Raw genomic sequence first — 12276 nt, 5'->3', positions numbered from 1 at the left:
TGAATATCACTACTGTTTGCCGGTTTTTTTACATGTTATTGCGCGTTTTTCAGTGACCTCTCGACCTTCCTGGTTCACACTATGTCGTATTGATGTTTCACAGGGAGAAGCAGGGCGATGCAAGGTCACCCGGACGTAATCGATTACCTCAACACGTTGCTGACGGGCGAACTGGCGGCGCGTGACCAATATTTCATTCACTCGCGGATGTACGAAGATTGGGGCTTGAGCAAGCTCTATGAGCGTATCAACCACGAGATGGAAGAAGAGGCGCAGCACGCTGATGCCCTGATGCGTCGGATCCTCATGCTTGAAGGCACGCCACGCATGCGTCCAGACGATCTCGATGTAGGCGCTAACGTGCCGGAGATGATCGCCGCCGACCTGCGCCTGGAGTACAAGGTACGTGCCGCCCTGTGCAAAGGCATCGAGCTGTGCGAGCTGCACAAGGACTATATCAGCCGCGATATCCTGCGCGCGCAGCTGGCCGATACCGAAGAAGATCACACCTACTGGCTGGAGAAACAGCAGGGGCTGATCAAGTCCATCGGTCTGCAGAACTACCTGCAATCGCAGATGTGAGTGTGTTCAGCTAATAAAAAACCCTGTCACTCGCGTGGCAGGGTTTTTTATTGCCCGTCTTTAGGCCCGATCCCGCTCCAACAGCGGCTTGAGGTAATGCCCGGTATACGACTGCTTCATCTTCGACAGTTCTTCCGGTGTACCCGAGGCAATGATCTGCCCCCCCTTGGAGCCACCCTCAGGCCCCAAGTCCACCAGCCAGTCAGCCGTCTTGATCACGTCCAGGTTGTGCTCGATCACCACCACGGTGTTGCCGTGGTCACGCAGGCGGTGCAGGACGTCCAGCAACTGCTGGATATCGGCAAAGTGCAGGCCGGTGGTCGGCTCATCAAGGATGTACAAGGTCTTGCCGGTATCGCGCTTGGACAGCTCGCGTGACAGCTTGACCCGCTGTGCTTCGCCACCCGAAAGGGTCGTTGCCGACTGCCCCAGCTTGATGTAGGAAAGCCCCACATCGACCAGCGTTTGCAGCTTGCGCGCCAGTGCTGGCACCGCGTCGAAGAACGCGCGGGCATCCTCGATGGTCATTTCCAGCACCTCGTGGATGTTCTTGCCCTTGTACTTGATCTCAAGGGTCTCGCGGTTGTAGCGCTTGCTCTTGCACACATCGCACGGCACATAGATGTCCGGCAAAAAGTGCATCTCGACCTTGATCAGGCCATCGCCCTGGCACGCCTCGCAGCGGCCACCCTTGACGTTGAAGGAGAAACGCCCTGGGCCATAGCCCCGCGCACGCGACTCCGGCACGCCAGCGAACAGCTCGCGCACCGGGGTGAAGATACCGGTGTAGGTTGCAGGGTTCGAGCGTGGGGTGCGGCCAATCGGGCTCTGGTCGATATCGACCACCTTGTCCAGGTGCTGCAGGCCGTCCATGCTGCTGTGCGCCGCTGCTTCATGGCTGGTAGCACCGTTGAGCGCGCTAGCCGCGAGCGGGAACAGGGTATTGTTGATCAGCGTCGACTTGCCCGAGCCGGAAACACCGGTCACGCAGGTCAGCAGGCCAATGGGAATCTCCAAGTCGACGTTTTGCAGGTTGTTGCCACGCGCGCCCTTGAGCTTGAGCGAGAGCTTTTTGTTGCGCGGTGTGCGCTTGGCTGGGACTGCAATCTTCTTGCGGCCAGACAGATACTTGCCGGTCAGCGAGTCAGGATGGTCCATGACCTCTTGAGGCGTACCCTCGGCAACGATCTGCCCGCCATGCACGCCGGCACCCGGGCCGATGTCGACCACATAGTCGGCCAGGCGAATGGCGTCCTCGTCGTGCTCGACCACAATCACTGTGTTGCCCAGATCGCGCAGGTGATTAAGGGTGCCCAGTAGACGGTCGTTGTCGCGCTGGTGCAGGCCGATCGACGGCTCGTCGAGGATATACATCACCCCCACCAGGCCGGCGCCGATCTGGCTGGCCAGGCGGATGCGCTGGGCCTCACCGCCAGACAGGGTTTCGGCGCTGCGGTCCAGGGTCAGGTAATCCAGGCCGACGTTGACCAGGAACTGCAGGCGCTCGCAGATTTCCTTGAGGATCTTCGCCGCGATCTCCCCGCGTCGACCGGTCAGGGTCAGGTCGCTGAAATACTCACTGGCGTCCCCGATCGGCAGGTTGGTAACCGCCGGCAGGGTTTTCTCGCCCACCCACACGTGCCGCGCTTCACGGCGCAGACGAGTGCCGCGGCAGTCAGGGCAAGGCTGGGTACCGAGAAACTTCGCCAGCTCCTCGCGCACAGTCGCCGACTCGGTCTCGCGGTAGCGCCGCTCAAGGTTCGGCACGATGCCTTCAAACGGGTGCGAACGCTTGACGATATCACCACGGTCGTTGAGGTACTTGAAGTCGACGTTCTGCTTGCCGCTGCCGTGCAGGATGACTTTCTGGTCGTCGGCGGACAGCTCGGCAAACGGTACTTCCAGGCTGAAGCCGTACTGCGCGGCCAGTGAGCCGAGCATCTGGAAGTAGTACACGTTACGCCGGTCCCAGCCGCGGATGGCGCCCTCGGCCAGGGTCAACTCGGTGTTGACCAGGCGCTTGGTGTCGAAGTACTGCTTGACCCCCAGGCCATCGCACGTCGGGCAGGCGCCGGCCGGGTTGTTGAAGGAGAACAGCTTGGGTTCCAGCTCACTGATGGCATGACCACAGATCGGGCAGGCGAAGCGTGCGGAGAAGATCATCTCTTCACCCGGCTCGTCGTCCATCGGCGCCACAAGGGCGATACCGTCGGCCAGCTTCAGTGCCGTCTCGAACGATTCGGCCAGGCGCTGCTGCAGGTCGCTGCGCACCTTGAAGCGGTCTACCACTACATCGATGCTGTGCTTTTTTTGCTTGTCGAGCTTGGGCAGCTCATCGAGCTCATACAGCTTGCCGTTGACCCGGGCACGGACGAAACCCTGCGCACGCAGCTCGTCGAACACCGCCAAGTGCTCACCCTTGCGCTCGCGAATCACCGGCGCCAGCAGCATCAGCTTGCTGCCCTCTGGTTGATCGAGCACCAGGTCGACCATCTGGCTGACCGTTTGCGCCTCCAGCGGAATATCGTGATCCGGGCAGCGCGGCGTACCCACGCGGGCGTACAGCAAGCGCAGGTAGTCGTAGATTTCGGTGATGGTGCCCACCGTCGAACGCGGGTTGTGCGAGGTCGATTTCTGCTCGATGGAGATGGCCGGGGAGAGGCCCTCGATGGTGTCGACGTCAGGCTTTTCCATCATCGACAGGAATTGCCGGGCGTAAGCCGACAGCGATTCCACGTAGCGGCGCTGGCCCTCGGCGTAGAGTGTGTCGAACGCCAGGGACGACTTGCCGGAACCGGACAGGCCGGTGATCACGATCAGCTTGTCCCGAGGTAGGGTCAGGTCGATGTTCTTCAGGTTGTGGGTACGTGCCCCACGAATCAGGATCTTGTCCACTACGGCCTCGCTCGGCGGGCATAAACAAGGAAGTATACGGCGCGCTGCCATTACGCGGCAAAGCGTCGCGTATATGCCGTCAAGGCGTCGGACTGATAGAATCGCCGCCGGTTCACACGAGGTTAATCCATGCACGACACCCACAACGAGCGCATGAGTGGTAGCGAGACCCGCGCCGCCAGCGGCCTGGCCCTGGTGTTTGCCTTTCGTATGCTGGGCATGTTCATGGTCCTGCCGGTGCTTGCCACCTACGGCATGGACCTGGCCGGTGCCACGCCTGCGCTGATCGGCCTGGCCATTGGTGCCTATGGCCTGACCCAGGCGCTGCTGCAAATTCCGTTCGGGGTGATTTCCGACCGCATCGGGCGTCTTCCGGTGATCTACCTGGGGCTGGTGATCTTCGCCCTGGGCAGCGTGCTGGCCGCGCAGGCCGACTCGATCTGGGGCGTGATCGCCGGGCGGGTTCTACAAGGCGCCGGAGCGATTTCCGCGGCGGTCATGGCGCTGCTGTCCGATCTGACCCGTGAACAGCACCGGACCAAGGCCATGGCCATGATCGGCATGAGCATCGGCTTGTCGTTCGCGGTGGCCATGGTGGTCGGGCCGTTGCTGACTCGGGCATTTGGCCTGTCAGGATTGTTCCTCGCCACTGCAGGACTTGCCGTCATCGGCATCGCCCTGGTGGCCTTCGTCGTGCCTAGCGCACACAGCGCTTTGCAGCACCGCGAATCGGGCGTGGCGCGTCAGGCCCTCGGCCCGACCCTGCGCCATCCGGACCTTCTGCGCCTGGACGTGGGTATCTTCGTGCTGCATGCGATCCTCATGGCTAGCTTCGTCGCCTTGCCGCTTGCGTTCGTCGAGCGCGGCGGCTTGCCCAAGGAAGAACACTGGTGGGTGTACCTGACCGCCTTGCTGGTTTCATTTTTTGCAATGGTGCCGTTCATCATCTACGGCGAAAAAAAGCGCAAGATGAAACGCGTGTTGCTTGGCGCGGTCAGTGTCCTGCTGGTGATCGAGGTGTTCTTCTGGCAGTGGGCTGACAGTTTGCGCGGACTGGTGATCGGCACCGTGATATTCTTTACTGCCTTCAACCTGCTGGAGGCATCGTTGCCTTCGCTGGTCAGCAAGGTGTCGCCCGCCGGCGGCAAGGGAACGGCAATGGGGGTTTACTCCACCAGCCAGTTCCTCGGTGCCGCCTTGGGAGGAATCATCGGTGGCTGGTTGTTCCAGCACGGTGGCCTGGGCATGGTGTTCTTGGGCTGTGCAGTGCTGTGTGCCGTATGGCTGGTCGTTGCGTTCAGTATGAACGAGCCGCCTTATGTGACCAGCCTGCGTATGCCGCTGACGCCTGAGGCAGTCCGGGAAGCCGGGCTGACCGAGCGCCTGATGGCAGTGCCGGGTGTGACCGACGCCGTGGTGGTGGCAGAAGAAGCCGCCATCTATATCAAACTGGATACGAAAATTTTGGACCGTACGACCCTCGAGCGCCTGGTGAACCCAGCCTCTTCGGCGTGCGAAGCCTAGGAGAACGTTATGGCCCGTGGGGTTAACAAAGTCATTCTGGTCGGCACCTGCGGCCAGGATCCCGAAGTCCGCTACCTGCCCAACGGTAACGCCGTGACCAACCTGAGCCTGGCTACCAGCGAGCAGTGGACCGACAAGCAGTCCGGTCAGAAGGTCGAGCGTACCGAATGGCACCGTGTGTCGATGTTCGGCAAGGTCGCCGAGATCGCCGGCGAATACCTGCGCAAGGGTTCCCAGGTCTACATCGAGGGCAAGCTGCAGACCCGCGAGTGGGAAAAAGACGGCATCAAGCGCTACACCACTGAAATCATCGTCGACATGCAGGGCACCATGCAACTGCTCGGCGGCCGCCCGCAGAACCAGCAGCAGGGCGGTGGTGACCAGTACAACCAAGGTGGTGGTAACAACTACAACCAAGGTGGCCAGCAGCAACAGTACAACCAGCAGGCGCCGCGTCAGCAGGCTCCTCGCCCACAGCAGGCCCCGCAGCGCCCAGCGCCCCAGCAGCCCGCTCCGCAGCCGGCGGCTGACTTCGACAGCTTTGATGACGATATTCCGTTCTGAGAATCGTTGCCGTCACCGAACCCCCGCAATGCGGGGGTTTTTTGTGGGCGGCGTTCTTGGCTCGAAGAGCCCCTGACGAAATTCATGAGGGAAATGCCAGTGTTCGATGAGTTGAGCTATGGACGGTGCAATATTTCAAGAGGGAATTACATAGGTTGAGGAAGTAGTGTTGCGTGGTGTAGGACTTCAGGTGGGAGTATTGTCTGAAAGTTCCTACAGTGTTCTTTTGGTACTTGCTCTTATTTCAACGGCACTAACTAATCCGTTAATTACCTTTTTGGGTGGGCGCTCGCGCAAGAGTAAGGCTGGCTATAGGGCCTCCCCCCATGCAGATGTTTGATTTTTGACATAATCCCTATTACTGTCTAGGGCGATACAGGGACCAGTCATAATAAGGAACATTACTGTGGACGTATTGATGGGGTTGCTGGCGGCGGTGTTCTGGGGGGCGACGGACTTCCTGGTCGGCGTCAACGCACGAGCGGTTGGCGTTAAGCGGGCGGTTTTTTTCGGGCAATTGCTGGGGGTTTTGTTAATGACAATAATTATTGTCATTTCAGCCAGCCAGTGGGAAAAGTTCATATCTGCGCCCTGGGTCGCGGTTGGGCTAGGGATAATAGCTTCCCTGTGTACCGTGGTTGGGGCATTGGCGCTTTCGAAGGCTTTTGCTGTCGGAAAAACTGCAGTTGTGGCGCCCTTGGTCACCTCGTATGGCGTATTTACCACGCTGTTGGCGTGGCTGGGCGGTGATGTCCTGTCAGCGTGGCAGGTAAGTGGCATTCTCGTTTGCTTCTTTGGCGTTCTACTGGCCAGCCGCAGTGATCATGGAGGTGACTTCGATCGCAAGGCCACCAACACGGTATCTGTAGGGTTTGCGTTGCTGGCGGCCATGCTGTACGGCATCAGCTTCTGGATCCAGGGCAAGTTCGCCTTGCCGGCGCTGGGGCCGGTAAACATGTTGGCGCTGGGTTATGCTGTGGGGGTCATGTTCCTCATTCCTGAGGCCTTCAGGTTGCTGCGGGACCACGCGACGATCAGCTTGAAGACCTTTGGCTCCCTATGCAGCGCCAGTCTTTTCAACCTGGGCGGATTCTCCGCTTTTTCCTGGGGCGCGCTCAATGGTTCGGTGTCCGTCGTTACCGTCATCAGCACCCTGTCGGGCGGCATTGCCGCGATCCTGGGGTACTTCTTTTATCGCGAGCGGCTGTCGGTCATTCAGATTGGTGGGGTCAGTCTGGTGTTGTTAGGGGCTGTGCTTCTGCATCTTTACGGGTGACGTTTTCTCGGTAATACAAACGTACAAGTATCCAAGCTTGAAAGTGCATTAGCGATTCGATTGCTGGAGCGCAGTACTCGGCAGTTGAAAGTCAAAGCCGAGGGGGCTCAGGCCTATTCGCACTGCAAAGAGTTGCTTGAGTCTTCGGTCAATGTATTCAGGTTCAAAGAGCGCCTTCTCCAAAACCCGCAAGCACTTATTCGCATCGCGGTGCCCTGTTATTTGTATGGAGCGTAGCATCAACTAACTCCCGAGTTTTTCGAGTGCTACCGGGATGTCAATGTGCAACTCACTTCGAATGAGGGAGGTTTGGACTTCATCGCGGAGCATCGATATCGGTATCAGAATTACCGATGCCCCGCCCTTGGGGCTGGTAGCGCGTAAGTTGTTCTTTGTGGACTTTGTGGACTTTGTGGACTTTGTGGACTTTGTGGACTTTGTGGTCTGTGCTGCAGACAGCTACGATCCGGCACGGGGTGATCCGGAACATGGCATCGAGCCGGGTACGGCATTCAAAGACATTCCGCAGCAGTGGCGCTGTCCTGATTGCGGCCTGGGCAAGGAGGTTTTCATTCCCCAGGAGCGGTGAACGCTCGGCAGTCAAACACGGGTTACCCATTCCCTGACCTGGGGCATCGCACTTTCAGGATTCTTCGCTAGTCTTGATGATTGGCGGTCTCTGTTTGCCGCTACCGTGAAGTCTAGAGGCGCCGACTCCACAACAGGCGCCCGAACCCTGATCAGGAGTGCACGATGGATCTCAACCGTCGGCAGTTCTTCAAGGTCGCCGCCGTCGGCCTTGGAGGCTCGAGCCTCGCGGCGTTGGGCATGGCCCCGACACCGGCGTTCGCCGAGCAGGTGCGTCACTTCAAGCTGGCGCACACCAAAGAGACGCGCAATACCTGCCCCTACTGCTCGGTCGGCTGCGGCCTGATCCTGTACAGCCAGGGTGATGCAGGCAAGAACGTCAAACAGAACATCATCCACATCGAGGGCGACGCCGATCACCCGGTCAACCGCGGCACCCTGTGCCCGAAAGGCGCTGGGTTGCTGGACTTTATCCACAGCCCCAACCGCCTGAAGTATCCCGAGGTGCGCAAGCCGGGCAGTAATGAATGGACGCGGGTCAGCTGGGACGAAGCGCTCGATCGGGTGGCGGGGCTGATGAAGGCCGACCGCGACGCCAATTTCATCGAGAAGAACGCCCAGGGCCAGACCGTCAACCGCTGGCTCACCACGGGTTTTCTCGCCGCTTCCGCTGCCTCCAGCGAAGCCGGCTACCTGACCCACAAGGTCGTTCGCTCACTTGGCATGCTGGGGTTCGATAACCAAGCGCGTGTCTGACATGGCCCGACGGTGGCAAGTCTTGCCCCGACGTACGGCCGTGGCGCCATGACCAACCATTGGTCGGATATCGCCAACGCGAATCTGATCCTGGTAATGGGCGGCAACGCAGCAGAAGCCCACCCTTGTGGCTTCAAATGGGTGACCGAAGCCAAGGCGCACAACCAGGCGCGGCTGATCGTGGTCGACCCACGGTTTACCCGTACCGCCTCGGTAGCCGATTACTACGCGCCGATCCGCACCGGTAGCGATATCGCCTTCATGGGCGGGCTGATCAACTACCTGCTGAGTAACGACAAGATCCAGCACGAGTACGTGCGCAACTACACCGATGTGTCGTTCATCGTCAAAGCCAACTATGGCTTCGAAGATGGCCTGTTCAGCGGTTACGACGCCGAAAAACGGGTGTACGCCGACAAGTCCGGCTGGGGCTACGAGCTCGGCGCGGATGGCTTTGCCGTGGTCGATCCGACCCTGCAGCACCCACGTTGCGTGTACCAGCTGATGAAGCAGCACTACAGCCGCTATACCCCGGAGCTGGCCAGCATGACCTGCGGCATGCCGCAGGAGGCGATGATGAAGATCTGGGAAGAGATCGCCACCTGCTCGGTGCCGGGCAAGACCATGACCATCCTCTACGCGCTCGGCTGGACTCAGCATTCGATCGGCGCGCAGATCATCCGCAGTGCGGCCATGGTGCAGTTGCTGCTGGGCAACGTCGGCATGCCCGGTGGTGGGGTCAATGCCTTGCGCGGCCACTCCAATATCCAGGGCCTGACCGACCTGGGGCTGTTGTCCAACTCGCTGCCGGGCTACCTGACACTGGCCGGCGATGCCGAGCAGGACTACGCCGCCTTCATTGACAAACGAGCGATGAAACCGCTGCGTCCGGGGCAGTTGTCGTACTGGCAGAACTACGGCAAGTTCCACGTCAGCCTGATGAAAGCCTGGTATGGCGCCAACGCCACGCTGGAAAACAACTGGGGCTACGACTGGCTGCCCAAGCTCGACGTGGGCTCCTACGACGTGCTGCGCATGTTCGAGATGATGAGCCAGGGTAAGGTCAACGGCTACCTGTGCCAGGGCTTCAACCCGATCGCCGCGCTGCCGGACAAGAACCGCGTTACAGCCGCTTTGGCCAAGCTCAAGTGGCTGGTGATCATGGACCCGTTGGCCACCGAGACCTCGGAGTTCTGGCGCAACGCCGGGCCGTTCAACGATGTCGACACGGCCAACATCCACACTGAAGTGATCCGCCTGCCGACCACCTGCTTTGCCGAGGAAGATGGCTCGCTGGTCAACAGCAGTCGCTGGCTGCAGTGGCACTGGAAGGGCGCCGATGGCCCTGGCGAGACGCGCACGGACGTGCAGATCATGAGCGAGCTGTTCCTGCGTCTGCGTCAGCGTTACCAGAGCGAGGGCGGCGCCTATCCTGATCCACTGCTGAACATCAGTTGGCCGTACAAGATCGCCGACGAGCCTTCGCCTGAGGAGCTGGCCAAGGAGATGAACGGCTGGGCAATCACCGATCAGACCGACGCGACCGGTACCCTGGTCAAGGCAGGCCAGCAGTTGGCCGGGTTTGGCCTGCTCAAGGATGATGGCAGCACCGCTTCTGGTTGCTGGATCTTCAGCGGTAGCTGGACCGAGCAGGGCAACCAGATGGCTCGGCGCGACAACAGTGATCCGTTCGGCATGCACCAGGCGCAAGGCTGGGCCTGGGCTTGGCCGGCCAACCGGCGGATTCTCTACAACCGCGCCTCCAGCGACCCGCAAGGCAAACCGTGGGATCCAGAGAAAAAACGCCTGGTGTGGTGGAACGGTAGTGCTTGGACTGGCACCGATGTGCCGGACTTCGCAGTCGCCTCGCCTCCAGAGGCCGGGATGAACCCGTTCATCATGAACCCTGAAGGGGTGGCGCGTTTCTTTGCCATCGACAAGATGGCCGAGGGGCCATTCCCCGAGCACTACGAACCGTTCGAGACGCCAATTGGCATCAATCCGCTGCACCCGCAAAACAAGAAGGCCACCAGCAACCCGGCCGGGCGCATCTTCGATTCGGTGTGGGACACCCTGGGTACTCATCAGGAGTTCCCGTATGCGGCGACCACCTACCGGCTGACCGAGCACTTCCACTTCTGGAGCAAGCACTGCCGGCTCAATGCCATTGCCCAGCCCGAGCAATTCGTCGAGATCGGCGAGGTGCTGGCCAATGAGAAGGGCATCAAGGCTGGCGATCGGGTGCGGGTGTCGAGCAAGCGTGGGCATATCGAGGCGGTGGCGGTGGTGACCAAGCGGATTCGTCCGCTCAAGGTCAACAACCAGACCGTGCACCAGATCGGCATCCCGTTGCACTGGGGCTTCACCGGCATCACCCGCCACGGCTACCTGACCAACACCCTGGTGCCGTTCCTCGGTGATGGCAACACCCAGACGCCGGAGTCCAAGTCGTTCCTCGTCAACGTGGAGAAAGTCTGATGGCCAGCCAAGACATCATCGCCCGCTCGGCCACCACCACCGCGCCGTCTTCGATTCGCCAGCTGGAAGAAGTCGCCAAGCTGATCGACACCACCAAGTGCATCGGCTGCAAGGCTTGCCAGGTGGCGTGTTCGGAGTGGAACGAACTGCGTGACGAGGTCGGCCACAACCACGGCACCTACGACAACCCACAAGACCTGAGCGCTGAAACCTGGACCCTGATGCGCTTCACCGAGCACGAGCGTGACGACGGCAACCTGGAGTGGCTGATCCGCAAGGATGGCTGCATGCACTGCGCCGATCCCGGCTGCCTGAAGGCCTGCCCCAGCCCGGGGGCGATCATCAAGCACGCCAATGGCATCGTCGACTTCAACCAGGACCACTGCATCGGCTGCGGCTATTGCATCACCGGCTGCCCGTTCAACATCCCGCGCATTTCGCAGAAAGACCACAAGGCCTATAAGTGCACCTTGTGCTCGGACCGCGTCAGCGTGGGCCTGGAGCCGGCCTGCGTGAAAACCTGTCCGACCGGAGCGATCGTGTTTGGCAGCAAGGATGAGATGAAGGTGCATGCCGCCGAGCGCATCGTCGACCTCAAGTCACGTGGCTTCGACAATGCTGGGTTGTACGACCCCGATGGCGTCGGTGGCACCCATGTGATGTACGTGCTGCACCACGCCGACACGCCACGGTTGTATGCCGGCTTGCCGGATCAGCCAGTGATCAGCCCGCTGGTCGGGCTGTGGAAGGGCATCAGCAAGCCGATGGCGCTGCTGGCCATGGGCGCGGCAGTGCTGGCGGGCTTCTTCCACTACGTGCGGGTCGGCCCGCAGCGGGTCGAGGAGGATGAACATCCTGCGCCTGTGGATAACAGCGTCCACCAGGTAGACCCGGCGGTACACGTGTATGACCCGACCAAGCCCGGCGGAACAGGGGAGCAGCGGCCATGAACCAGCGTGAGCACAAACCAATCCTGCGCTACAACGCCAACGAACGGACCAACCACTGGATCGTCGCGATCCTGTTCTTCATGGCTGGGCTGTCGGGGCTGGCGCTGTTTCATCCGGCGCTGTTCTGGCTCAGTCATCTGTTCGGTGGCGGGCCGTGGACACGCATCCTGCACCCGTTCCTGGGCGTGGCGATGTTCGTGTTCTTCCTCGGCCTGGTGGTGCGCTTCTGGCGCGCTAACTTCATCACCGCCAATGACCGCCTGTGGCTGCGGCGTATCGACCGGGTGATGCTCAACAAAGAAGAAGGGGTGCCACCGATTGGCAAATACAACGCCGGGCAGAAGCTGCTGTTCTGGACCTTGCTGCTGTGCATGCTGGTATTGCTGCTCAGTGGCGTGGTGATCTGGCGTGCGTACTTCAGCCATTTCTTCGACATTGGTGCGATTCGCCTGGCGAGCCTGGCCCATGCCTTTGCCGGTTTTGTGCTGATACTCAGCATCATCGTGCACATCTACGCCGGCATCTGGATCAAGGGCTCGGTCGGCGCCATGCTGCATGGCTGGGTCAGCCGCGCCTGGGCACGCAAGCATCATGAACTGTGGTACCGGGAGGTGACCGGCGACAAGCCGCCACCAGTGCCCGGCAGAAAAGAAGGGTGAGCGC

9 protein-coding genes are annotated in these 12276 nt (G+C 60.6%); 8 read left to right on the top strand and 1 reads right to left on the bottom strand.

Annotated features, from left to right (window positions below; genetic code table 11):
- Positions 1-117: 117 nt before the first annotated feature.
- Positions 118-582: a bacterioferritin gene (bfr, locus tag HU737_RS19910; protein ID WP_186557316.1), complete on the top strand. Its 465-nt coding sequence runs from the start codon at positions 118-120 to the stop codon at positions 580-582.
- Positions 583-642: 60 nt separating this feature from the next.
- Here bfr and uvrA read toward each other — a convergent pair whose 3' ends face one another.
- Positions 643-3477: an excinuclease ABC subunit UvrA gene (gene uvrA / locus HU737_RS19905; RefSeq protein WP_186557317.1), complete on the bottom strand. Its 2835-nt coding sequence runs from the start codon at positions 3475-3477 to the stop codon at positions 643-645.
- 129 nt (positions 3478-3606) lie between these two features.
- On the opposite strand from uvrA, the gene HU737_RS19900 reads away from it, so the two are divergent.
- The 7 genes from HU737_RS19900 to HU737_RS19870 all read left to right on the top strand — a co-directional run bounded on the left by HU737_RS19900 (position 3607) and on the right by HU737_RS19870 (position 12272).
- Complete coding sequence (locus tag HU737_RS19900) at positions 3607-5001, top strand: MFS transporter (protein ID WP_186557318.1); 1395 nt, start codon at positions 3607-3609, stop codon at positions 4999-5001.
- A 9-nt stretch (positions 5002-5010) separates the two neighbouring features.
- On the top strand, positions 5011-5565 hold the full coding sequence (locus HU737_RS19895) for a single-stranded DNA-binding protein (RefSeq protein ID WP_186557319.1): 555 nt from the start codon (positions 5011-5013) through the stop codon (positions 5563-5565).
- Positions 5566-5971: 406 nt separating this feature from the next.
- Positions 5972-6841 (top strand): DMT family transporter, encoded by an 870-nt coding sequence (locus HU737_RS19890; protein ID WP_367616047.1) that lies wholly within the window; start codon positions 5972-5974, stop codon positions 6839-6841.
- A 280-nt stretch (positions 6842-7121) separates the two neighbouring features.
- Positions 7122-7430: a rubredoxin gene (locus HU737_RS26660; protein ID WP_437182242.1), complete on the top strand. Its 309-nt coding sequence runs from the start codon at positions 7122-7124 to the stop codon at positions 7428-7430.
- 164 nt (positions 7431-7594) lie between these two features.
- Positions 7595-10663, top strand: coding sequence for a formate dehydrogenase-N subunit alpha (fdnG, locus tag HU737_RS19880; protein ID WP_186557320.1), 3069 nt, complete (start codon positions 7595-7597; stop codon positions 10661-10663).
- Entirely contained in the window at positions 10663-11613 is a 951-nt protein-coding gene (gene fdxH / locus HU737_RS19875) for a formate dehydrogenase subunit beta (RefSeq protein WP_186557321.1), read from the top strand. The genes fdnG and fdxH overlap by 1 nt, the downstream gene beginning before the upstream one ends.
- Positions 11610-12272, top strand: coding sequence for a formate dehydrogenase subunit gamma (locus HU737_RS19870; RefSeq protein ID WP_186557322.1), 663 nt, complete (start codon positions 11610-11612; stop codon positions 12270-12272). Before fdxH ends, HU737_RS19870 begins: the two co-directional genes overlap by 4 nt.
- Positions 12273-12276: the final 4 nt, after the last annotated feature.

This window comes from Pseudomonas urmiensis, assembly GCF_014268815.2.
In the GTDB taxonomy this organism is placed as follows: Bacteria; Pseudomonadota; Gammaproteobacteria; order Pseudomonadales; family Pseudomonadaceae; genus Aquipseudomonas; species Aquipseudomonas urmiensis.
Note: the sequence above shows the minus strand (reverse complement) of the source record. Positions and strands in the feature narration are given on the sequence as shown.